Source organism: Mesorhizobium sp. CNPSo 4670 (assembly GCF_057784235.1).
Window position 1 is genome coordinate 184,924 of record NZ_JBWJFQ010000004.1, and the last position, 23,523, is coordinate 208,446.

Here is a 23,523-nt window from a genome sequence, read left to right on the forward strand (position 1 = left end):
CTTCTACGAACGCGGCCCGATCACGGCCAGCCAGGCATAGCCGCGATAAAGCGTGCGGAAACGGACGCTTGCGCCGGTTCGCCGAGATTCCGATTCCAGAACCTCGCGCAGGGTCGAGCGCGGCGCGACATGGAACTTCTTGAGCCAGCCGCGCAGCAAGGCTCGGAACCAGCCTGGCAGGCCTTCCTGCTGGCCGAAATCGACGACGTGCAGCGAACCATTAGGTGACAGCGCAGCAAGTGCCGCCGACACCGTCTTTTCCCAGCCAGGGATCATCGACAGCGAATAGGATACGAAGATGCGGTCGAACCGTTCGACACCGTAAAGCGCGCCCGCGTCGAAATCGGTGGCGTCGCCCCTCGCCAGCGTGACGCGGCCCGACAGGCCTTCGCGAGCAATGGCATTGCCGGCCGTCTCCAGCATTTCGGCAGAAATATCGAGGCCGAAGAAGCGGGCGTCGGGATAGCGACGGGCGGCCTGGATGATGTTGCGGCCGGTGCCGCAGCCGAGTTCAAGCACGGTGCCGCCGGCCGGTACGTCGAGCCCCGAGATCATCTGGTCGCGGCCGAGCAGGTAGTATTTGCGGGTCAGGTCGTAGATGTGGCGCTGCCAGCGGTAGACGCCGTCCATCAGTTCGGCATGGCTGGCCGGCAGCTCGGTGGTGCTCATGCGGCGCGCTTCACGTAGAGGTGAAAGCCGCCATAGATGGCCGAACGGTCGCGGGCCGAGAATTCGCGCGAGGCCTCGTCCTGATAATTCCACTGGTCAAGCAGCGAACTGGAGACCCGGCCGGGCAACAGGCTGGGCTCGGCGGCGGTGCGGAAGATGACGCGGGCGCCGGCCGACGCGGTGCGGGTGATTTCCGACCATAGCGCATTGAGCTGGTCGTCGGTCATCCAGTCCTGCGCATCAAGCAGGATGAAGCGGTCGACCGCGCCGGCATCCTTGCCGGCAAGGAACTCGATCAGGTTGGCATGGTGGATGGTGACGCGGTCGACATTGCCGCGAATCGTCTCGTAATTCTGCTTTTCGAGATAGGCGGGCAGGGCGGCCTCGCCGGGGTTCGGATAGCGCCGGGCAAAAGCCTGCCAGGCGAAGTAGTTGTTCTCCAGCGGAAAATCGCAAGCAAGCTTTTCCAGCCGGGCCTTGAGCACGCTGGCCATGGTGCCGTCACCCGACGTGATCAGCGAATCGTACTGCGTCGGCGGAATGCCGAGGCCGAACAGCGAGGCCTTGCGCGACGTCGCCCATTTCAGCAGCGGCTTGTCGAAGACCGGCGCCAGTTTCTCGTTGAAGAAGCGGCGCTGCTCGCCGATGTTGCGGGCCTGCATGATGCCGGCAGGATCGACACCGAAGAACTTTGCCGCGCGATGGCCCATGGCGATGAACAGGCCGAGCAGGCCGGTCTGGTAGAAATTGCGGTCGAAGACGGCGATGCGCCGGCGGCCGCGCCAGTTCCGGCGCTCCCAGTAGTGACGGCTGACCGGGTCGAGATGTGGCGCGATGAAACGGTCGTAGGCTTGCGAATTGTGGCTGGTGTCGGCGGCGCCGAAGAAGCGGAACAGATCGCCCTGCGCAGGCAGGTGGCGCACGGCTTCCAGCTTCATGCGGTTCAACGCGATATGCGCGGCGTTGAGGTCGACGGCGTCAATTTGTGCCGGCGAACGGGTCAGGTAGGCGAGGATGTTGCAGCCGCCGGAGGCGATGGTGACGACGCGATGGCCCTGGCCAAGCTGCATCGCCTCCATGTCGACATCGGGGTCCTCCCAGATCTGGGGGTAGACGAGGCCGGAAAACAGGAAGGCGAACAGCCGCTCCGAGATGCCGGCTTTCGACAGCGGGCGGTTCTGGTAGACGGCCTTTCCAACTTCCTTGCCGCGGCGAAAAACCAGATCTGCGGAAACGTCCGTCATGGCAAGGTGATTCCCCATTTGCTTTGGCGCAAGCGGGTAGCCCAAGGTCATGACAGGCCGGTGACAGCCTGTTGACGTAAGTTCAGGCCTTGCCAAACCCGCCCGGCGTCGGTGTGGTCAGGATGACGGCGTCACCCGCCTGAAGCACGGTCTGGTCGCAGGCTTTCAGCACGTCGATCGCACCGTCCTTCCGGCGGACCTTGGTCGAGCCGACTTCGCCGTCGCCGCCACCGTCCAATCCTTGCGGCGGGCGGTTGCGATGCGAGGACAGGATCGCGCATTCCATTTTCTCGAGGAAACGGATGGTGCGCTTGGTGCCGTCGCCGGCGCTCCATCTGCCCTTGCCGCCGGAACCTTCACGGATGTGGAAATCCTCCAGCAGCACGGGAAAGCGCAGTTCCAGCACTTCCGGGTCGGTGAGGCGGGAATTGGTCATGTGGGTGTGGACGCCGGAAGTGCCGGCAAAGCCGCGGCCGGAGTTCATCTGGCCGGCGGGTGAGCCGGAACAGATCGTCTCGTAATACTGGTACTGCTTGTTGCCGAAGGTCAGGTTGTTCATGGTGCCCTGCGCATTGGCCATGGCGCCCATGGCACCAAACAGCGCGTTGGTGACGTGCTGCGAGGTCTCGACATTGCCGGCGACGACGGCGGCAGGGTAGGCGGGTTTAAGCATGCAGCCGTCGGGAATGATGATGTTGATTGGCCGCAAACAGCCGGCATTCATCGGGATCATGTCCTCGACCATGACGCGGAAGGCATAGAGGACGGCCGCGCGGGCAACCGGCTCGGGCGCATTGAAATTGTTCTTCATGACCGGCGACGTGCCGGTGAAGTCGACAGTCGCCTTGCGCCTTTGCCGATCCACCGTGATCTTCACCTTGATGAGCTGGCCGGTATCGGTCGGATATTCATATTCGGAAGCGTCCGGCAGCCGCTCCAGCACGCGGCGCACGCTCTCGGCGGCGTTGTCCTGGACATGGCCCATATAGGCTTCGACGACATCGAGGCCGAAATGCGCGACCATCTTGCGGAGTTCGGCGACGCCTTTCTCGTTGGCAGCGATCTGCGCCTTGAGGTCGGCGATGTTCTGATGCGGATTGCGGGCCGGCCACCGGTGTTCGGTGAGCAGCGTTTCCAGTTCCTTCTCGCGGAAGCGGCCGCGATCGACGATGCGGAAATTGTCGAACAGCACGCCTTCCTCGTCGACCGTGGTTGCGAGGGGGGTCATCGAACCGGGCGCCGTGCCGCCGATATCGGCGTGGTGGCCACGCGAGGCGGCCCAAAAGAGGATTTTCTGCTGAGCGTCGTCGAAAACCGGCGTCACCACGGTGATATCGGGCAGATGGGTGCCACCATTGTAGGGGGCGTTGAGGGCAAAGACGTCGCCGGGGTGGATGTCGCCGGAATTCAATCGGATGATGGTTTCGACCGAACGATCCATGGACCCTAGATGCACAGGCATGTGCGGCGCATTGGCGACCAGCGCGCCGTCGCGGTCGAAGATGGCGCAGGAGAAATCCAGCCGCTCCTTGATGTTGACGGAATAGGCGGTGTTCTGCAGCGTCACGCCCATCTGCTCGGCGATCGACATGAACAGATTGTTGAAGACTTCCAGCATCACCGGATCGGCCTCGGTGCCGAGCGCTGCCTGCCGCTGCTTCTCCTCGACGCGGCGCAACAGCACATGGTTCTTGGCGGTGATCTCGGCCTGCCAGCCCGGCTCGACGACGATGGTCTGGTTCGGCTCGATGATCAGCGCAGGGCCGGCAATTCTATGCCCGGGCTTGAGCTCTTCGCGGCGAATGATGCCGGCGTCGCGCCAGATGCCGTCGGAAAAGATTTTTCGTACTTCCAAAGGGCTTGCGGCGATGTCTTCGAGCGCGGAATCGCTTTCGTCGCGTCCCGTGCCACCGGTATCGGTCCCCTCGACGCCGACGGTCTCGACGATCATCGGCTTGTTGTCATAGACGAAACCGAACTGCGCCTTGTGGGCAATTTCGAAATCGCGCTTGGCCTTGAAAATCGAGTCTTCCTCGAAATTCACCGGCAGTGTCGTGTCGGTGCCGTCATATCGAATGTGAAGCACCGGCTTAGCGGCAACCATGTCTTCGGCGATGCCCTGCACTGCGAATTCGGCGAAGACGGCTTTTCTCAAGGTGGCGATCAGGTTGCCGATCTCGGTTCTGGACTCTTCCGCCAGCGGCTTCAGCAGCGCCTGCTGGCGCGAGGCAAAAACCGAAGACAGGCCAATGCCATAGGCCGACAGCAGGCCGGAAAAGGGATGAATCAGCACCGCTTCCATGCCGAGCGCGTCGGCAACCAGGCAAGCATGCTGGCCGCCGGCGCCGCCGAAGCAATTGAGCAGATATTCGGTGACGTCGTAGCCGCGCTGGACGGAAATCTTCTTGATGGCATTGGCCATGTTTTCCACGGCGATGGTGACGAACCCTTCGGCGACAGCCTCGGGCGTGCGGCCATCGCCGATTTCGGCGGCCAGTGCGGTGAATTTTTCGCGCACCGTCTCGACGTCGAGCGGCTGGTCCTGGGCGGGACCGAAGATCCTCGGAAAGAAATCGGGCTGCAGCTTGCCCAGCATGACATTGGCGTCGGTGACGGCTAGCGGTCCGCCGCGGCGATAGGCGGTCGGGCCAGGGTTGGCGCCGGCGGAATCGGGCCCGGCGCGGAAACGGCCGGCCTCGTAGTGCAGGATAGAGCCGCCGCCGGCGGCGACAGTGTGGATGCGCATCATCGGCGCGCGGATCCGTACGCCGGCGACCTCGGTGTCGAAGGCGCGCTCATATTCGCCGTCATAGTGGGCGACATCGGTGGAGGTGCCGCCCATGTCGAAACCGATGACCTTGCCGAAGCCCGCAAGCTTCGCCGTCTCGACCATGCCGACAACACCGCCCGCTGGCCCGGATAGCAGCGCGTCCTTGCCCTGGAACATATCGGCGGCCGTCAGCCCGCCAGAAGACATCATGAACATGAGGTGGGGAGATTGGCCGGGCGCCGCGCCCAATTCCCCAGCCACCTTCTGCACATATCTCGACAGGATCGGCGACAGATAGGCGTCGACCACGGCGGTGTCGCCGCGGCCGACCAGCTTGATCAGCGGCGACACCTCATGGCTGACGGAAACCTGGCCGAAGCCCAGCTTTCGGCAGACTTTTGCCACCGCCTTCTCGTGGTCGGGATATTTCCAGGCATGCATGAAGACGATGGCGACGGCGTCGATGCCATCGGCTTTCGCCTGCTCGATCGCCGGCCGGCAAGCGGCGATGTCGAGCAGCCGTTCGATGCTGCCGTCGGCGCGCACGCGCTCGTCGATCTCGATGACGCGCTCATAGAGCTGTTCTGGAAGGATGATCTCCTTGGCGAAGATGTCCGGCCGCGCCTGATAGGCGATCTTCAGCGCGTCGCGAAACCCCTTGGTGATGAGCAGCAGAACCCGGTCGCCCTTGCGCTCCAGAAGGGCGTTGGTGGCGACGGTGGTGCCCATCTTGATGTCGCCGATCAGGCCCGGCGGGATTGCGCCGCCGGAGGACAGGCCGAGAAGGTCGCGAATGCCCTGGATGGCGGCATCGGCATAGGCTTCGGGATTTTCGGAGAGAAGCTTGCGCGGATGCAGCCCGCCTTGCGGGTCGCGGCCGATGACGTCGGTGAAGGTACCGCCGCGATCGATCCAGAAATCCCACGTCGCGGTCATGGCAGCTCCCGGCAGTTTCAGTTCGATTTGTTCAACACATCCTGTTAGTTCGCCGTTGTCTGGCCGGCAATCGCAAACGGGCCAGATGATGTTACATATGGAAACGCAACGTTACGAAACTCATGGCCATCTGATGCATTTCCCCTTCGACCGTTCACCGCAACGTGAACGTGTAGTGAAGGAGAGATGTTATGAAAAAGCTCATTCTTGCGTCCGTTTCCGCTTTGGCGTTGCTCGGCGTTGCTGCCTGCAGCGACAGCGGCACGGACAACACCACCACCCAGAGCACCAATCCGCCAGCCGCCGAGCAGCCGATGAAGCCGGCGACGCCGGAAGCCACGCCGCCGGCCGCAACGCCTCCGGCAACCGATAACTCGACCACCAAGAGCATCACACCCGAGAAGCCTGCCGAGCCGGCTCCGGCAACACCAGCTCCTGCGCCCGCGCAGTAGTCAGCAAAGCAGTACTCGTGTGATGATTGAGGAAGGCCGGCTGCGCGCTGGCCTTTCTCATATTGTCTGCGCCCCGTCACTACATCCCCTCGGCGTCTGGCCGATCGGTTGCGCCAAGGCTGCGGCACTGTCCCGGCTTGATAGCAAGAGGCCGTAGCCCTAAGAAGCAGGCCATGTCGATTTGGGATCGCCTTGGCGAGTTCATCACGCGCGTTTCATCCTCAACCTCGTCGGGCGTTGCCGACGTCGTGGAGGCCGTGCGCACGGTTTTCTCCGGCGACGCTGACCTGCGCCGGCGTGTCGCCTTCTCGGTGGCGATGATCGCGCTGTCGGCCAAGATGGCCAAGGCCGATGGTATCGTGACCCAGGACGAGGTGCGCGCGTTCCAGGAAATATTCGAGGTGCCGCCGAAGGAGACGCGCAATGTGGCGCGGCTGTTCGATCTCGCCCAGCGCGACGTCGCCGGTTTCGAAACCTATGCCGAGCGGATGGCGCAACTGTGCGGCTCGGGCCATTCCAACTGCGTGATGCTGGAAGACATACTCGACGGTCTGTTCCACATCGCCAAGGCCGATGGGCTGGTGCATGAGCGCGAAGGCCACTTCCTGCATCGTATCGCCGAGATTTTCCGCATCGACGAGGCCCATTACGAGAGCATCATGGCGCGGCACGTCAATCTCGGCGCCGGTGATCCCTATGTCGTGCTCGGCATCGAACGCGGCAAGCCGTTCGAAGAGGTCAGGAAGCGTTATCGCAAGTTGGTCTCCGACAATCATCCGGACCGGCTGATCGCGCGCGGCCTGCCGCAGGAGTTCATCAAGATCGCAACGACCCGGGTGGCGGCGATCAACGCCGCCTATGAGATGATCGAGCGGGGCCTGCGGCACGCATGAGCGGCTTCCTGCCCGACGAGCCTAGCGCCGAGGTCAGGGTATCGCCGAATTTCGGTCCGCGGCGCGACACGCTCAGGCCCGACATGATCGTGCTGCATTACACTGGAATGGCGACCGGTGCTGGCGCCGAAGCTTGGTTGTGCGATCCGGCCAGCGAGGTCTCGTCGCACTATCTTGTGCATGAGGATGGCGACATCGTGCAGATGGTCAGGGAAAGCGATCGCGCCTGGCACGCCGGCATGAGCTCGTGGTTCGGACGCGCCGACATCAATTCATGTTCGATAGGCATCGAGATCGTCAATCCGGGACATTCGCTGGGCTATCCCGGTTTTCCCAGGCGGCAGATCGATGCGGTGATCGGCTTGTGCGCCGGGATCGCAGGTCGGCACTCGATTGCTGCCGAGCGAGTGCTGGCGCATTCCGACGTGGCGCCAGGGCGCAAGATCGATCCGGGCGAGAAGTTTCCATGGCGGACGCTGTTTGCGGCCGGCGTCGGCCATCTAGTGCCGGCCGCACCCGTCAGGCGAGGGGCCGTGCTCAAGACCGGAGACACCGGCGCCGATGTCGAGGCGTTGCAGTCGATGCTGGCGCTCTATGGCTATGGCGTCGAGATATCAGGCATTTTCGACCGGCAGACGGAGATTGTCGTCGAAGCGTTTCAGCGACATTTCCGGCCGCGCAAAGTGGATGGTGTTGCCGATGGCTCGACACAGCGGACGCTAGAAAGGCTGCTTGCTTCCGTAAGGTCTTGACCAGGGGGGAAGCCGCTCCCAAAGTGCTCTTTCCAGTCCTTAAGTTACAAGCTGTCACTCAAAGTGACTTGCCTGGCCTTGTTTGGCACCAATTCGAGCTTCAAACGGCCGGCGTGCAAGTTGTCGGACCCCCAGCCCCCCGGATGTTCCGATATTGATTAAGCGTTGCTGCGTGAACACCTTCACGTGGTTCAGACAGAACAGGATCACATGCAGAAATTGACCGTTTTAACGGCAGCTGTTGCTGCCGGCGTAATGACTTTTGCCTTCGGTGTCGCGAATGCCAGCCCTCGGGCTGATCAAGGGCTCGTCGCGGTATCTGCAAAACCCAGCAAGGCAGGCCATGACGCCAAGGCCACGAAGCGGTCTTCCGTGAAAATGGAAAAGGCAAGTTTTGCCAAGCCGAAGAAATCCGCCAAAAGGCAGACGAAGCGCGGCCGCAAGGCCTTGGACATGGCGACAACGGCGTCGATCGGCCTCAGGAACGCGGCTGCGTCGACGGCAGCAGTGGCCGGCGGCGGTCAGTATTCGGCGATCGTCGCGCGCTATGCCGCGAGCTACGGCGTACCGGTTTCGCTCGCTCATGCAGTCATCAGCATCGAGAGCAACTACCGGCCGAACATGGTCGGCAGCGCCGGCGAGATCGGCCTGATGCAGATCAAGCCGGCGACGGCGCGGATGATGGGCTACAACGGTTCGGCAAAGGGCCTCTTCGACCCCGACACCAACATCAAATACGGCATGAAGTACCTCGCCATGGCGCAGGACCTCGGCGGCGGCACCACCTGCGGCACGATCCTGAAATATAACGCCGGCCACGCCGCAACGCGGATGAACCCGGTGTCGGCCGCCTATTGCAGCAAGGTCAAGGTGCAGATGGCGGCGCTTTAGCCGACTGGTTGCGTGGAGCCGGCCGGAGCGGCCGGCTTTTTCGTTTGCGTTTTCGAGCGTGAACCCCTTTATACGCCTTGCCAGCTGGCCGGGCGGCCGCACCCGCAACAGCCGAAAGGCCGCGGGTGAGGAAAGTCCGGGCTCCATGGAGACACGGTGCCGGTTAATGGCCGGCGGGGGCGACCCCAGGGAAAGTGCCACAGAAAGCAAACCGCCACGATCTAATCGTGGCAAGGGTGAAAGGGTGGGGTAAGAGCCCACCGCGCGACTGGCAACAGGAGCGGCACGGTAAACCCCACCGGGAGCAAGACCGAATAGGGGCGGTGCGAGGGGAAACCCTCGAGGGCTGTTTCCGGCTCACCGTCCGGGTAGGTTGCGTGAGGCGTATGGCAACATGCGCCCAAGATGAATGGCCGCCACGTTCTCGCCTCGCAAGGGGCGAGGGCCATACAGAACCCGGCTTACAGGCCAGCTGGCAACTCTCTCCACGACATCGAAAAGAAGTCTTTTGAGATCAGAAGGTTGCGCCCTCGGGCGCGCCTGCTGATTCAAGCCATTCGGCCATTTGACTTTGCAGCGGGAGCCGACCGATTGCTTGAGATTGGTGCGATCGACAGCAGGCCGGCATTGGATGGGCCGCCACTCATGGAACGATTGCGCGTCAAATATCTGAAACTGTAGTCAACTGGTCAGCCGCTGATCTTGTCCAGCGACGCTTCGATCGCCTTCCAGAGCTCTTCCACCGGCTCGCAGCCGACCGAGAGGCGAACGAAACCGGCGGCAACCGCATCGCCTCTCTTTGATCGGCGTTCGGCGGAGCTGTGGACGCCGCCGAAGGATGTTGCGGCCTGCATCAGTTCGCAGTTGTTGATGAAATCCTCGGCCTTGTCTTCAGAGGCGAGCTCGAAAGAGATGAGAAAGCCGAAGCGCTCCATCTGGGCGCGGGCAAGGTTGTGCGAGGGGTCGCTCTCCAGTCCGGGAAAACGCAGGCCGCTGATTGCCCGGTGGCCCTTCAGCCGCCGTGCGATCACTTCCGCCGAAGAGCACATGCGGTCGAAGCGCACATCCAGCGTTTCGAGGCCGCGATGCACCAGCCACGCTTCGAACGGCCCGGGAATGCTGCCGGAGATTTCGCGCCAGCCGGTCACGGCGGTGATGATATCGGCATTGCGGCTGGCGACATGGCCGAACAGCACGTCGGAATGGCCATTGGGCGCCTTGGTGTCGGCGGCAACGACGATATCGGCGCCATGGTCGAGCGGCCGCTGGCCGAATGGCGTCATCGTCGTGTTGTCGACCGCAAGGAGCGCGCCGGCACTGTGAGAGGCTTTTGCAACGGCCGCGATATCGCAGATATCCAGTCCCGGATTGGCGGGGCTTTCGACAAACACAAGGCGGTAACCTTCGAAGCCGCCGTCGAGGAAGGTCGATGTCGGCCTCACATCATAGGTGACGCCAAAAGGCTTCAGGAAGCGATCGGCCAGGGCTCTTGTCGTGTGATAGCCGTCCGAAGGCAGCAGGATACGGTCGCCGGTCTTGAGCAGGCCGAAAAACAGCGAACAGATTGCGGCCATCCCTGACGGAAAGGCGACGCAGGGTGCACCTTCCAGATGCGCCAGCATATGTTCGACCGCATCCCAGGTCGGGTTGCTGAAGCGGCCGTACTCATCGAAACCGCTGGCGTCGCCGGGTGTGTGATAGATTGCGGCCATGGTCAGCGGCAGGGGGATCGGGTCGCCCTTGGCAAGCCCACTGTCGCGCAGATGGGGAAGTGCCGCAGCGCGTGCGTTCGCTGTTTCAGACATCGATTCTCAGACCCTCTTGGCGACCGACCGGATGCGGCGAGACGCTATGCCGGGCTTTGGCTCGCGGCAAGGCGCGTCCGGTTGTGCCAGGCGGCTCTAAACGGTTCGTTAGGCTTAATAGACGATAAAGACGAGACGTGCCGTCAAGGCTGCTCTCATTGGTCGCGGCGCGTGTGTTTGTGAAGCCGTTCCCGTTGACGCCCATAGTGCCCCATGATATCCCATTTCAATACTCAAGCCTTCGTTCCGCGTCAGGGTAAAGCGTACGCCAATCGGGCAGCCGCGGCGGCTGCGCGTTTGCCGGTTTTTGTCCCTGTGGACGAGGCTGATACGGGGCAGGGAACGCGCCGGGGCGGCGCGTGCTACAAGATGGAGAGGGGTGCGGCGGCGCAAGCGGCTGTGACGTTTAATGGACCGGTTTCTGTCAAACACGGTGAGCAGGATCGATGCGAAGGGGCGGGTGTCCGTTCCGGCGCATTTCCGTGCCGTCGTGCAGAAGCGCGGCTATTCGGAGCTCTATGGGCTGCGCTGCCTCAACCAGCCGGCGATGGATGTCGGGGGGCTCGACCTGCTCGACCGCTACGAGCAGCGCATCGCGCTCGAAGATCCCTTCCTGCAGACGGCGGACGACATGTCGTTCTTCTGTCATGGCGATGGCACCTTCCTGAAGCTCGACCAGGACGGCCGTATCACGATGAGCGATTTCATTCGCGAGCATACCGGCATTTCGGCAGAGGTGGCCTTTGTCGGGCGTGGCAATTTCTTTCAGATCTGGGAGCCCGGACGGCTAGCCGCCTATGGGGCTCAGGCGCGGGCCCGGCTTTTGCAACTTCGGCAGGGGACGAAGCCTGGGGAGCGACCGGAATGACAGTGGGCCACGGCGATGACCTTCACGCCGTTGGCGGATCGGCCCGCCACATTCCGGTCCTCCTTGGCGAAGTGCTCGAAGCGCTGGCTCCGGTGGCGGGCGACATCATCATCGATGGCACGTTCGGCGCCGGCGGCTACACCAAGGCCATTCTGGCGACGGGCGCTTCCGTCGTGGCGATCGACCGCGATCCGGATGCCATCGCCGCCGGGCGCGATCTCGAGGCGCAATCCGGCGGCCGATTGAGGTTGGTGCAGGCGCCATTCTCGACGCTGGACGAGCATGTCGAGAGCGCCGACGGCGTCGTACTCGACATCGGCGTATCCTCGATGCAACTCGATCAGGCCGAGCGCGGGTTTTCATTCCGCGCCGATGGGCCGCTCGACATGCGCATGGCGCAAGCGGGGCTTAGCGCCGCCGATGTCGTCAATTCCTTCAAGCCGGGCGATCTCGCCCGCATCTTCGGCTTCCTCGGCGAGGAGCGTCACGCCGGCCGTATTGCCCGCATGATCGAGGCTCGCCGCGAAAAGCGGCCGTTCGAGCGCACGCTGGAACTGGCTGACGCCATCGAGACACATGTCGGCCGCGCACCAAAGGACAAGATCCATCCGGCCACGCGCGTCTTCCAGGCGTTGCGCATCTTCGTCAATGACGAGCTTGGCGAACTGGCGAAGGCCTTGTTGGCCGCCGAACGCGCGCTGAAGCCGGGCGGGCGGCTCGCCGTGGTGACGTTCCATTCGCTGGAAGACCGCATCGTCAAGCGCTTCATCGCCGATCGCGCCGACGCCGTGACCGGCTCGCGCCATATGCCCGAGGCACAGGCGCGCACCGCGACCTTCCGCAAGGCAGGCGGCGGCGTGACTGCCGGCGATGCCGAGGTCGCGGCCAACCCGCGCGCCCGTTCGGCCCGGCTGCGCGCGGCCATCCGCACCGAGGCGCCCGCACGCAGCAGCGACTTTTCGATTTTCGGCCTTCCAAAGCTTCCCGGCATCGACCGGCCGGGGGAGAGGTAAGCACGTGTTTCGTACCAGCGACATCGTCCTGATCGCCGTCATGGTTTCGGCGGCGGCCCTTACCTACAAGACCAAGCGCGAGGCCGAGGAACAATTGGCAGCGGTGCAGAAGATCCATGAGCAGATCCGCTATGAGGAGGACACGATCGACCTGCTCAAGGCCGACTGGAGCCTGCTCACCCAGCCGTCGCGGCTGCAGAAGCTGGCCGACCTCTACAAGTCGCAGCTCGAACTCCAGCCGGTCAGCGCCCGCCAGATCGTCGGCATCGGCGACCTGCCGGCCAAAGCCCTGGACATTCAGGACATCCTCAAAGGACGCGAGGGCGGCATGGCCGACAATTCCGACAAGGCGCCCCTAGACGAAAAGGATCCCGTTGTGACCGGAGGCATCGCCCAATGATCGGCAAACTGCTGAAGCGCAGCACAAAGGCCGGTGAAGGCGGATCGATCGTGGTCGAGGGCGCCCGCAAGGCGACCGGCGGCAAGGGCAGGACGCGCATCGTGATGACGATGGCGGTGTTCTTCGGCATCTTCGCGACCATTTCCGGGCGGTTGGTCTATCTCGGCTTCCAGACCCCCGACATGTCGGGCGGCCCGCAGAGCCGGGTAACCGCGTCGCGGCCCGACATTGTCGATCGCAACGGCGAAGTGCTGGCGACGGACATCAAGACGGCCTCGCTGTTTGCCGAACCGCGGCGCATCGTCGATGCCGACGAGGCGATCGAGAAGCTGTCGACGGTGCTGCCCGAGATCGACTACGAGCAGACCTACCACAAGCTTAAAAGCGGCGCCGGCTTTGTCTGGCTGCAGCGGCAGCTGACGCCCAAGCAGCAGTCCGACATCATGCAGCTCGGCATTCCCGGCTTCGGCTTCCGCACCGAAAAGCGCCGCTTCTATCCGAGCGGTGAGACCTCGTCCTATGTTGTCGGGCTCACCAACATCGACAACCAGGGCATCTCCGGCATGGAGAAATATGTCGACGAGCAGGGCTTGAGCGATTTGCAGGCATCGGGCCTGGCGGTCGCCAAGGATCTGAAGCCGGTGAGGCTTTCGATCGATCTGCGTGTCCAGCATGTGGTGCGCGACGAGATCGCCGCCGGCCTGGAGCGTTATCGCGCCATGGGCGCTGGCGCCGTTGTGCTCAACGTCAAGACCGGCGAAGTGGTGGCGATGGCCTCGGTGCCGGATTTCGATCCGAACAATCCCTATAATGCACAGGAGAAGGACCGGCTGAATCGGATGTCGGCGGGGCTCTATGAGATGGGCTCGACTTTCAAGAGCTTCACCTCGGCCATGGCGCTCGATTCCGGCAAGGCGACGATGGCGAGCCGCTTCGACGCTTCGCATCCAATCCGGGTCGGCCATCAGGCGATCCACGATTTCCACGGCAAGAACCGTGTGCTGTCGTTGCCGGAGGTGTTCCTCTATTCGTCCAACATCGGGTCGGCCAGGGAGGCCGAGATGGTCGGCATCGAGGGGCACCGCGAATTCCTCCATCGCCTTGGAATTTTGGACAAGATGCAGACCGAACTGCCGGAAGTCGCCCGCCCGACTGAACCGAAGGTCTGGAAACAGGTCAATTCGTTCACCATCGCCTTCGGCCATGGCGTATCGACGACGCCGCTGCAAGCGGCTGTCGGCTGCGCGGCGCTGATGAATGGCGGCTACCTGATGAACCCTACCTTCCTGGTCCGCACACAGGCAGAAGCGATGGCGATGGCCAAGAAAGTGGTCAGCGAAAAGACGGTCGATGGCATGCGCTATCTCTATACGCTCAACGCCGAGAAGGGCTCGGCCAGAAACGCCAGAGTCCCCGGCTACCGCGTTGGCGGCAAGACTGGAACGGCCGAGAAAGTCATCAATGGCCGCTACTCGAAGGAATTGAATTTCAATACCTTCGTCGCCGCTTTCCCGATGGACGATCCGCAATACCTCGTGTTTACGATCGCCGACGCCCCGCACCCGGAAAAGCCCGGCATGACGGACGTCGCAGCCGCGAATGCAGGGGTTATCGCCGGCAATATCATCAAGCGATCCGCGGCCATGCTTGGCGTGAAGCCAGATTTCAGCCATGAAAATGGTGCAACGCTGGTTTCCTATCAGTGATTCTTAGGGCGCGCCGGCAACTGCGCGCTATTTTGTTGTGGTGAACGGGACTCGATGAAGCTCAGAGATCTAGCCGGTATCCTGCCAGTCGAAGGAACAGCTTCCGCCGATCTGGAGGTTACCGGGATTTCGTCGGATTCCCGCCAGGTAAAACCCGGCGTCGTCTTCTTCGCGCTCGCCGGTACCAAGGCGGATGGCGCGACGTATGCCGCCGACGCCGCCCAGCGTGGCGCCGCCGCAATCGTGGCTGGCAGCGCCATCGCCGGGTTGCCGGTTCCAGTGCTGGCGGTCGATGATCCGCGCCTGGCGCTGGCGCTGAGCGCGGCCCGCTATTTCGGCAAGCAGCCTGAGACCATGGTCGCGGTGACCGGCACCAGCGGCAAGACGTCGGTCGCCGCCTTCACCAGGCAGATCTGGGAGCAGGCAGGCTATGCCGCGGCTTCGATCGGCACCACCGGCGTGGTGGCGCCGGGTCGCAACGACTATGGCTCGCTGACGACACCGGATCCGGTCGCCTTGCACCAGCTGCTCAAGGAATTGGCGGATGCCGGCGTCACCCACGCCTCGATGGAAGCCTCCAGCCATGGGCTCGACCAGCGCCGCCTCGACGGCGTCAGGCTGGCGGCGGGCGGCTTCACCAATCTCGGCCGCGACCATATGGATTATCATCCGACCGTCGAGGACTACCATCGCGCCAAATTGCGCCTGTTCGACACGTTGCTGCCGAAAGGCGCGCCGGCCGTCATTTTCGCCGACGATCCGTGGTCGGCGCCGACGATCCAGGCGGCGCAGGCTGCCGGGCTCGACGTGCTGACGGTTGGCCGCCATGGCGATTTCCTCAAGCTGAAGCGGGTCGAGCACGAGCGCCATCGCCAGCGCGCCGAGGTCGAGGCCGGCGGCGTGCTCTACGAGGTCGACCTGCCACTGGCCGGCGATTTCCAGATTTCGAACGCGCTGGTTTCGGCGGGGCTTGCCATTTCCACTGGAACACCTGTCGCCAAAGCTTTGATGGCATTGGAGAAACTGAAGGGCGCGCCGGGCCGTCTCGACCTTGTCGGCACCACCACCAACGGCGCGCCGGTCTATGTCGACTACGCTCACAAGCCCGATGCGCTGGAAAACGTGCTGGCCTCGGTGCGCCCGTTCACCACCGGTCGCGTCATCGTCGTGTTCGGCTGCGGCGGCGACCGCGACCGCGGTAAGCGGCCGATCATGGGCGAGATCGCGACGCGGCTCGCCGATGTCGTCATCGTCACCGACGACAATCCGCGCTCGGAAGTGCCGGAAACGATCCGCGCCGCTATTCTTGCCGCCGCGCCAGATGCCATCGAAATCGGTGACCGGCGCCAGGCGATCCACGAGGCGGTAGCCATGCTGCATGCCGGCGACACGCTGATCGTGGCCGGCAAGGGCCACGAGGAAGGCCAGACGATCGGCACTGAAACGCTGCATTTCTCAGATCATGAGGAAGTCCGCGCGGCGCTGCGGGAGCGTGCCGCATGAGCTTGCTGTGGACCGCCGAGGCGCTGGTTGCCGGCATGGACGGGCGGCCGCTCGGGCCGATGCCGGAAGGCATATCCGGTATTTCGATCGACAGCCGCAGCCTGCAACCGGGCGACGCCTTCTTCGCCATCAAGGGCGAGACGATGGACGGTCATGACTTTGCCACCGCCGCCATCAAGGCCGGCGCCGGCGTGCTGGTGGTGGCGGAAGGCAAGCTGCCGTCGCTCGGTCGGCTGACGGCACCGATCATCGTCGTCGAAGATGTGCTGGCTGCGCTTGAGAAGCTTGGTGTCGCGGCGCGCGTTCGCTCCGAGGCCAAGATCATCGCGGTGACCGGTTCGGCCGGCAAGACCACCACCAAGGAAGCGCTGCGCCACGTGCTGTCGGCCGTCGGCAAGGTGCATGCCTCGGCGCAGTCGTTCAACAACCATTGGGGCGTGCCGCTGACGCTGGCGCGCATGCCGGTCGATTGCGACTATGCCGTGTTCGAAATCGGCATGAACCATCCCGACGAAATTCGGCCGCTGGTCAAGATGGTGAGGCCGCATGTCGCCATCGTCACCATGATCGCGGCTGCGCATCTTGGCTTCTTCCGCAATCTCGATGAGATCGCCAGGGCCAAGGCCGAGATATTCGAAGGCCTGGAGCCTGACGGCGCAGCCGTCCTCAATCGCGACGATGGGCGCTGGAAGCTTCTGGACAAGATGGCGCATGCCGCCGGAGTCGAGCACGTGTACGGCTTCGGCGAGAATGCGCGCTCGACCTTCAAGCTGGTCAAATGCGAACTACATGCCGACCATTCCGACATCACCGCCAGGATCGGCGGCCACGAAGTGACGGCCCGGGTCGGTGCGCCCGGCCGCCACATGGTGCAGAACGTGCTGGCGGTGCTGGGTGCGGCGCATCTGGTCGGCGCCGATCTCGACAGAGCGGCGCTGGCGCTGGCCGATCTTACGGCCGAGCGCGGGCGCGGCAAGCGCCATTTGCTGCGCCACCCCGGCGGGCCGATCACGCTGATCGACGAGAGTTACAATGCCAACCCGGCGTCGATGGGCGCTGCCATGGCGCTGCTCAACGCGACGCCGGTGACAGGCGAGGGCCGCCGCATCGCCGTGCTCGGCGACATGCTGGAACTCGGCGACCATTCGGCCAAGCTGCATGCCGCCCTTGCCGATCTCATCGTCGGCTCAGGGACGCAGACAGTCTTTCTCGGCGGGCCGGAAATGCGGGCGCTGGCCGAGAGGCTGCCAGGCGAAATCAAGACGGAATACCGCGCCGGCGTCGAGGAACTGAAGCCGGTGCTGCTTGCCGCGCTGAAGCCGGGCGACGTGGTGATGATCAAATCGTCGAAGGGCATCGGTTTTGCAAAACTGGTCGATGCGCTGCTGGGCAAGTTCCCGGCTCAAACGACAAGCAAACAGACCTAGGTCGGGGGACGATAAGCGCATGTTCACACTGCTCGTCGATTTTGCGGACAAGATCTCGGTCTTCAATGTCTTCCGCTACATCACCTTCCGCACCGGCGGGGCGCTGATCACGTCGGCACTCATCGTCTTCATCTTCGGACCGACCATCATCAATTCGCTGCGGTTGCGGCAAGGCAAGGGCCAGCCGATCCGCGCCGACGGGCCGCAGACGCATTTCAAGAAGGCCGGTACCCCGACCATGGGCGGGTTGATGATCCTGTCGGGCATCATCGGGTCGTCGCTGCTGTGGGCGAACCTGTCGAGCATCTATGTCTGGGTGGTGCTGCTGGTGACGCTGGGCTTCGGCTCGATCGGCTTCTACGACGACTATCTGAAGGTGACCAAGCAGTCGCATCTCGGCTTTTCCGGCAAGGCACGGCTGGCGCTCGAATTCGTCATTGCCGGCATCGCCGCCTGGGTGATCATGCATAACGGCCAGGCGCCGTTCTCGTCGTCGCTGACATTCCCCTTCGCCAAGGAATTCATCATCAATCTCGGCTGGTTCTTCATCCCGTTCTCCTGCTTCGTTATCGTCGGCGCCGGCAATGCGGTGAACCTGACCGACGGCCTCGACGGGCTGGCAATCGTGCCGATCATGATCGCGGCGGCGTCCTTCGGCGTTATCGCCTATCTCTCCGGCAACGCCGTGTTCGCAGAATATCTGCAGATCCATTTCGTGCCCGGCACCGGCGAACTGGCGGTCGTGCTCGGCGCGGTCATCGGCGCCGGCCTTGGCTTCCTCTGGTTCAATGCGCCGCCGGCGGCGATCTTCATGGGCGACACTGGCTCGCTGGCCATGGGCGGCCTGATCGGCACGGTTGCCGTCGCCACCAAGCACGAGATCGTGCTGGTTATCGTCGGCGGGTTGTTCGTCGTCGAAATCCTGTCGGTCATCATCCAGGTCGGCTACTTCAAGATGACCGGCAAGCGGGTGTTCCTGATGGCGCCGATCCACCATCATTTCGAAAAGCTCGGCTGGACCGAAAGCCAGGTTGTGATCCGCTTCTGGATCATCGCCGTCATCCTGGCGCTGGTCGGCCTGTCCACCCTGAAGCTGAGATAGGAGCCCGCTTGATCCCCGCCGCATCCTTCGCAGGCAAGCATGTTTCGCTCTTCGGGCTCGGTGGCTCGGGGATCGCGACGGCGCGCGCGCTGATCGCCGGCGGGGCGGACGTGCTGGCCTGGGACGACAACCCCGACAGCGTTGCCAAGGCGGCGGCGGACGGCATCGCAACCGGCGATTTGCGCGGCGCCGACTGGGCAAAGTTCTCCGCTTTCGTGCTGTCTCCGGGCGTGCCGCTGACGCATCCCAAGCCGCATTGGACGGTGGAACTGGCGCGTGGTTCCGGCGTCGAGATCATCGGCGACATCGAGCTTTTCTGCCGTGAACGGATGCTAGCGGCGCCGGCAGCGCCGTTCATCGCCATCACCGGCACCAACGGCAAGTCGACGACGACCGCATTGACCGCGCATATCCTCAAAGCGGCGGGACGCGACACCCAGATGGGCGGCAATATCGGCCGCGCGGTGATGACGCTCGATCCGCCCGAGCCCAATCGGCATTATGTCGTCGAATGCTCGTCGTACCAGATCGATCTCGCGCCCTCGATCAACCCGACGGCCGGCATCCTGCTCAATTTGACGCCGGACCATCTCGATCGGCACGGCACCATGCAGCACTACGCCTCGATCAAGGAGCGGCTGGCGGCCGGCAGCGAGACTGCGATCATCGGCATCGACGATTCCTGGTGCGCTCAGATAGCCGAGCGGCTGGAGCGGGCAGGGCGGCATGTCATCCGCATTTCCAAGCGGCTGCCGCTGACCGACGGCTATTTCGCCGACGGCGGCAACCTGATGGAGGCGGTGAACGGCCGCTATAGCCGCGTCGCTTTCCTCGAAGGCATAGGCTCGCTGCGCGGCCAGCACAATGCGCAAAACGCGTTGGCGGCGGTCGCTGCTTGCCTCAAGGTCGGGCTAGACCTTGGCGAAATCCAATCCGGACTGGAAAGTTTTCCCGGCCTTGCGCACCGTATGGAGCAGGTCGGCCGCAAGGATCATGTGCTGTTCGTCAACGATTCCAAGGCGACCAATGCCGACGCGGCGGCACCAGCTTTGTCGAGCTTTCCGCGCATCTACTGGATCGCCGGCGGCCTGCCCAAGGAGGGCGGCATCGAGCCGTTGCGTGGCTTCTTCCCACGCATCGCCAAGGCCTATCTGATCGGCGAGGCGGCGCCCGCCTTTTCGGCGACACTGGGCGAGGCCGTCCCCTACGAAATATCGGGCACGCTGGCCGCTGCGGTCGATCATGCCGCGCATGATGCGGCTCAAGACGGTACGAGCGAAGTGGTGGTGCTGTTGTCGCCGGCCTGCGCCAGTTTCGACCAGTTTAAGAATTTCGAAGTCCGCGGCGAAGCCTTCAGGCAAGCTGCGAATGCTATCGAGGGTGTGAAACCCATCGGAGGGGCACGATAATGCAGAGCCGTCTCGATAAAAGTCCGGTCGCGACGTGGTGGTGGACGATCGATCGCTGGTTCCTGGCGGCGTTCCTGTCGCTGATGGGGCTCGGTATCGTGCTGTCCTTCGCTGCCAGCCCGGCGGTTGCCGAACGCATCGGCCTCGACAGCTTCCATTTTGCCACAAGGCAGATCATCTTCACCGTGCCGGCGCTCGGCGTGATGCTGGCGGTGTCCTTCCTCGAATCCAGGCAGATCCGGCGCATGGCGCTGATCATGTTGTGCCTGATGCTGGTGCTGATGGTGGCGGTGCTCTACATCGGCGTCGAAGTGAAGGGCGCGCGCCGCTGGGTGTCGCTAGCCGGCCTGTCGATCCAGCCGTCGGAATTCCTCAAGCCCGCCTTCGTCATCATGTGCGCCTGGCTGTTTGCCGAGCACAAGCGCCAGCCCGACATCCCGGGCAATCTGTTTGCCATGCTGCTGCTGGCGCTGGTCGTCTCGCTGCTGGTGGCGCAGCCGGATCTCGGCCAGACGATGCTGGTGACCGGCACCTGGGGTGTGATGTTCTTCATGGCCGGGCTGCCATGGCTGTGGATCATCGCGCTTGGTGGTGCGGGCGTCGGCGGCGTATTTGCCGCCTATTCGGTGTTTCCGCACGTCGCCTTGCGCATCGACAAGTTCCTCACTGGCGAAGGCGACACGTTCCAGGTCGACATGGGCCGCGAGGCGCTGATCAATGGCGGCTGGTTCGGCGTCGGGCCGGGCGAGGGCACCGTCAAGCGGGTCATCCCGGACAGCCATGCCGACTTCGTCTTTTCGGTCGCCGGCGAGGAATTCGGGTTGATCATGTGCTTCTTCATCATGTCGATCTTCGCCTTCATCGTGCTGCGCGGCCTCAACACGGCGCTGAAGGAACATGACGACTTCACCCGCTATGCGGTCGGCGGCCTGGTCACCGTGTTCGGCCTGCAGGCCGTCATCAACATGTGCGTCAACCTGCAGCTGGTGCCTGCCAAGGGCATGACGCTGCCTTTCATCTCCTATGGCGGCTCCTCGCAGATCGCCATCGCCATCTCGATGGGCATGGTGCTGGCGCTGACGCGCAAGCGGCCCGAAAAGCGCAAGCAGATGGGCTTTGCCCTGCCGCAACGCGCCTTGCCGGCGGAGTGATATGGCGAGAGGCGTCATCCTTCTCGCAGCAGGTGGAACCGGAGGGCATCTGTTTCCGGCCGAGGCGCTGGCGCATGAGCTGAACGAGCGCGGCTGGACGGTGCATCTGGCAACCGACGACCGCGCCGAGCGGTTCGCCGCCCATTTCCCGGCGGCCGCCATCCATCCGATCCAGTCGGCGACAATGGGCTCGAAGAATCCCATCGCCCTGCTTGGTGCCTTCTGGAAAATCTGGCGCGGCGTGCGCCAGGCCTCCGCGGTCATCGCCAGGATCAAGCCGGATGCGGTGGTCGGCTTTGGCGGCTACCCGACCTTGCCGCCGCTCTATGCGGCGACACGGCGCAAGGTGCCGACGCTGATCCATGAGCAGAACGCAGTGATGGGGCGCGCCAACCGGGCTCTGGCCGGGCGTGTCGACGCCATCGCCGGCGGCTTCCTGCCACAGGACGCCAGTGCCGCCGGCGCCAAGACGGTGACGACAGGCAATCCGGTCCGGCCTCCAGTGCTGGAAGCGGCCAAGACGCCTTATGCGGCATCGTCCGGGGAGCAGCCGTTCAGGCTACTGGTGTTCGGCGGCAGCCAGGGCGCCCAGTTCTTCTCGGACGCGGTGCCGGCGGCGATCGCGCTGCTTTCCGACGCCCAACGCAAGCGGTTGGTGATCACGCAGCAGGCGCGCGCCGATGACGTAGCGCGGGTGAAGGCGGCCTATGCCGCACTTGGCGTCGCCGTCGAAGTCTCGCCGTTCTTCACCGACATGGCGCAGCGCATGGCGGCGGCGCATCTGGTGATCTCGCGCTCCGGCGCCTCGACCGTTTCGGAGATCGCCGTCATCGGCCGGCCGGCGCTGCTGGTGCCTTATCCCTACGCGCTCGACCACGACCAGGCGGCGAACGCGGCGGCCCTTGCCGCCGCCGGCGGTGGCGAGGTGCACCCGCAATCCTCGCTTTCGCCCGAGCGCATCGCGGCCCTCATCGGCGGGCTGATGGACAGCCCCGAGCGGCTGGCGGCCATGGCGGCGGGAGCGAAATCGGCCGGCCGGCCCGACGCGGCACGGTTGCTCGCCGATCTCACAGAGGCTATTGCGTCCCAAAAAACCGTTTCAGACTTCAGGAAGGGGACGCACGCATGAAGATGCCGCAGACCATCGGCCTTGTGCATTTCATCGGTATTGGCGGCATCGGCATGAGCGGCATCGCCGAAGTGCTGCACAATCTCGGCTACAAGGTGCAGGGGTCCGACCAGGCCGACAGTGCCAATGTGCAGCGGCTGCGCGACAAGGGAATCGAATGCTTCGTCGGCCACCAGGCCGAAAATCTCGGCGATGCCGAGGTTGTCGTCGTTTCAACGGCGATCAAGAAAACCAACCCCGAACTGAAGGCCGCGCGCGAAAAGCTGCTGCCGATCGTGCGCCGTGCCGAGATGCTGGCCGAACTGATGCGTTTTCGCCAGGCGGTAGCGATCGGCGGCACGCATGGCAAGACGACGACGACCTCGATGGTGGCGACCTTGCTCGAAGCCGGCGGGCTCGACCCGACCGTTATCAATGGCGGCATCATCAATGCCTACGGCACCAATGCGCGCATGGGCGATGGCGAGTGGATGGTGGTCGAGGCCGACGAGAGCGACGGCACCTTCCTCAAGCTGCCGGCCGAGATTGCCGTCGTCACCAACATCGATCCCGAGCATCTCGACCACTATGGCAGCTTCGACAAGGTGCGGGAGGCGTTCCGCCAGTTCGTCGAGAACGTGCCGTTCTACGGCTTCGGCGTGATGTGCACCGACCACCCGGAGGTGCAGGCGCTGGTCGGCCGCATCGAGGATCGCCGCGTCATCACCTATGGCGAGAATGCGCAGGCCGACGTGCGCTTCACCAACCACCGCATGGCGGGTGCCATATCTGAGTTCGACGTGATGATCCGCAACCGCAAAGGCGGTGGCCAGACGACGATCGCCGGTCTGCGCCTGCCGATGCCCGGTCGCCACAACGTCTCCAACGCGACAGCGGCGATCGCTGTCGCGCATGAGCTTGGCCTGTCCGCCGAGGCCATCAAGAAGGGCCTGTCGTCCTTCGCCGGCGTCAAGCGCCGCTTCACCCATACCGGTTCGTGGAACGGCGTCGATGTGTTCGACGATTACGGCCATCATCCGGTCGAGATCTCGGCGGTGCTGAAGGCGGCGCGCAGCGCCACCAAGGGCCGCGTCATCGCCATTGCCCAGCCGCATCGCTTCACCCGGCTACACGACCTGTTCAACGAGTTTTCCACCTGTTTCAACGACGCCGACACGGTGATGGTGGCGCCGGTCTACGCGGCCGGCGAAGAACCGATCGAAGGCGTGACATCCGACGCGCTGGTGTCGCGCATCCGCGCGGGTGGCCATCGCGACGCGCGCTACATCGAGGGTCCGGCAGCAATCGCGCCAATCATCCGTGATCTGGCCAAGCCCGGTGACTTCGTCGTCTTCCTCGGCGCCGGCAACATTACCCAATGGGCCTATGCGCTGCCCAAGGAGCTTGGCGGGACAGTCTCATGA

At 63.8% G+C, this 23,523-nt stretch carries 19 protein-coding genes and 1 other RNA gene; 16 read left to right on the forward strand and 4 right to left on the reverse strand.

Translation table 11 applies throughout. From position 1 onward, the window contains the following. Positions 1-3: 3 nt before the first annotated feature. From AC0ZT5_RS09545 to AC0ZT5_RS09555, 3 genes are read right to left on the reverse strand one after another with little or no spacing between them, the layout of a single operon-like run. A complete protein-coding gene (locus tag AC0ZT5_RS09545; protein ID WP_488496248.1) occupies positions 4-669 on the reverse strand; it encodes a class I SAM-dependent methyltransferase in 666 nt (221 codons plus the stop codon). After that, positions 666-1,964, reverse strand: coding sequence for a BtaA family protein (locus AC0ZT5_RS09550; protein ID WP_488496249.1), 1,299 nt, complete (start codon positions 1,962-1,964; stop codon positions 666-668). The genes AC0ZT5_RS09545 and AC0ZT5_RS09550 overlap by 4 nt, the downstream gene beginning before the upstream one ends. 31 nt (positions 1,965-1,995) lie before the next feature. Then, the gene (locus tag AC0ZT5_RS09555; RefSeq protein WP_488496250.1) at positions 1,996-5,619 is read right to left on the reverse strand and encodes a hydantoinase B/oxoprolinase family protein; all 3,624 of its coding nucleotides are present in this window, start codon (positions 5,617-5,619) and stop codon (positions 1,996-1,998) included. A gap of 191 nt (positions 5,620-5,810) precedes the next feature. Here AC0ZT5_RS09555 and AC0ZT5_RS09560 point away from each other — a divergent pair, with 191 nt between their 5' ends. The 5 genes from AC0ZT5_RS09560 to rnpB all read left to right on the forward strand — a co-directional run bounded on the left by AC0ZT5_RS09560 (position 5,811) and on the right by rnpB (position 9,087). Then, positions 5,811-6,071, forward strand: a complete 261-nt coding sequence (locus AC0ZT5_RS09560; protein ID WP_109668284.1) for a hypothetical protein — start codon at positions 5,811-5,813, stop codon at positions 6,069-6,071. Between the two features lie 173 nt (positions 6,072-6,244). Further along, on the forward strand, positions 6,245-6,964 hold the full coding sequence (locus AC0ZT5_RS09565) for a TerB family tellurite resistance protein (RefSeq protein ID WP_477302015.1): 720 nt from the start codon (positions 6,245-6,247) through the stop codon (positions 6,962-6,964). Continuing rightward, complete coding sequence (locus tag AC0ZT5_RS09570) at positions 6,961-7,716, forward strand: N-acetylmuramoyl-L-alanine amidase (RefSeq protein ID WP_488496251.1); 756 nt, start codon at positions 6,961-6,963, stop codon at positions 7,714-7,716. Before AC0ZT5_RS09565 ends, AC0ZT5_RS09570 begins: the two co-directional genes overlap by 4 nt. A 210-nt stretch (positions 7,717-7,926) precedes the next feature. Then, the gene (locus AC0ZT5_RS09575; RefSeq protein ID WP_488496252.1) at positions 7,927-8,607 is read left to right on the forward strand and encodes a lytic transglycosylase domain-containing protein; all 681 of its coding nucleotides are present in this window, start codon (positions 7,927-7,929) and stop codon (positions 8,605-8,607) included. Between the two features lie 80 nt (positions 8,608-8,687). Next, an RNA gene (rnpB, locus tag AC0ZT5_RS09580) (RNase P RNA component class A) lies at positions 8,688-9,087 on the forward strand. A 209-nt stretch (positions 9,088-9,296) separates the two neighbouring features. On the opposite strand, the gene AC0ZT5_RS09585 is transcribed toward rnpB, so the two are convergent. Beyond that, on the reverse strand, positions 9,297-10,412 hold the full coding sequence (locus AC0ZT5_RS09585) for a cystathionine gamma-lyase (protein WP_488496253.1): 1,116 nt from the start codon (positions 10,410-10,412) through the stop codon (positions 9,297-9,299). Between the two features lie 409 nt (positions 10,413-10,821). Between AC0ZT5_RS09585 and mraZ the strand changes: the two genes are divergently transcribed. Genes mraZ through murC form a run of 11 tightly spaced genes read left to right on the forward strand, consistent with a single transcriptional unit; the run spans position 10,822 to position 23,523 of the window. Then, positions 10,822-11,280, forward strand: a complete 459-nt coding sequence (gene mraZ, locus AC0ZT5_RS09590; protein WP_488496254.1) for a division/cell wall cluster transcriptional repressor MraZ — start codon at positions 10,822-10,824, stop codon at positions 11,278-11,280. Continuing rightward, positions 11,277-12,293 (forward strand): 16S rRNA (cytosine(1402)-N(4))-methyltransferase RsmH, encoded by a 1,017-nt coding sequence (gene rsmH, locus AC0ZT5_RS09595; protein ID WP_488496255.1) that lies wholly within the window; start codon positions 11,277-11,279, stop codon positions 12,291-12,293. The genes mraZ and rsmH overlap by 4 nt, the downstream gene beginning before the upstream one ends. A gap of 4 nt (positions 12,294-12,297) precedes the next feature. Then, on the forward strand, positions 12,298-12,693 hold the full coding sequence (ftsL, locus tag AC0ZT5_RS09600; RefSeq protein WP_488496256.1) for a cell division protein FtsL: 396 nt from the start codon (positions 12,298-12,300) through the stop codon (positions 12,691-12,693). Continuing rightward, positions 12,690-14,399 carry a peptidoglycan D,D-transpeptidase FtsI family protein gene (locus AC0ZT5_RS09605; protein WP_488496257.1) on the forward strand — a complete coding sequence of 570 codons (1,710 nt, stop codon included), beginning with the start codon at positions 12,690-12,692 and terminating at the stop codon, positions 14,397-14,399. The genes ftsL and AC0ZT5_RS09605 overlap by 4 nt, the downstream gene beginning before the upstream one ends. Positions 14,400-14,453: 54 nt before the next feature. Further along, entirely contained in the window at positions 14,454-15,902 is a 1,449-nt protein-coding gene (locus tag AC0ZT5_RS09610) for a UDP-N-acetylmuramoyl-L-alanyl-D-glutamate--2,6-diaminopimelate ligase (protein ID WP_488496258.1), read from the forward strand. Continuing rightward, the gene (locus tag AC0ZT5_RS09615) at positions 15,899-17,329 is read left to right on the forward strand and encodes a UDP-N-acetylmuramoylalanyl-D-glutamyl-2,6-diaminopimelate--D-alanyl-D-alanine ligase (protein WP_488496259.1); all 1,431 of its coding nucleotides are present in this window, start codon (positions 15,899-15,901) and stop codon (positions 17,327-17,329) included. The genes AC0ZT5_RS09610 and AC0ZT5_RS09615 overlap by 4 nt, the downstream gene beginning before the upstream one ends. 19 nt (positions 17,330-17,348) lie before the next feature. After that, complete coding sequence (gene mraY, locus AC0ZT5_RS09620) at positions 17,349-18,431, forward strand: phospho-N-acetylmuramoyl-pentapeptide-transferase (RefSeq protein ID WP_023765130.1); 1,083 nt, start codon at positions 17,349-17,351, stop codon at positions 18,429-18,431. A gap of 8 nt (positions 18,432-18,439) precedes the next feature. Next, positions 18,440-19,840, forward strand: a complete 1,401-nt coding sequence (gene murD / locus AC0ZT5_RS09625; RefSeq protein ID WP_488496260.1) for a UDP-N-acetylmuramoyl-L-alanine--D-glutamate ligase — start codon at positions 18,440-18,442, stop codon at positions 19,838-19,840. After that, positions 19,840-20,991, forward strand: coding sequence for a putative lipid II flippase FtsW (gene ftsW / locus AC0ZT5_RS09630; RefSeq protein ID WP_095086935.1), 1,152 nt, complete (start codon positions 19,840-19,842; stop codon positions 20,989-20,991). Before murD ends, ftsW begins: the two co-directional genes overlap by 1 nt. 1 nt (position 20,992) lies before the next feature. Next, positions 20,993-22,120, forward strand: coding sequence for an undecaprenyldiphospho-muramoylpentapeptide beta-N-acetylglucosaminyltransferase (gene murG / locus AC0ZT5_RS09635; RefSeq protein ID WP_488496261.1), 1,128 nt, complete (start codon positions 20,993-20,995; stop codon positions 22,118-22,120). Then, positions 22,117-23,523: a UDP-N-acetylmuramate--L-alanine ligase gene (murC, locus tag AC0ZT5_RS09640; RefSeq protein ID WP_488496262.1), complete on the forward strand. Its 1,407-nt coding sequence runs from the start codon at positions 22,117-22,119 to the stop codon at positions 23,521-23,523. Before murG ends, murC begins: the two co-directional genes overlap by 4 nt.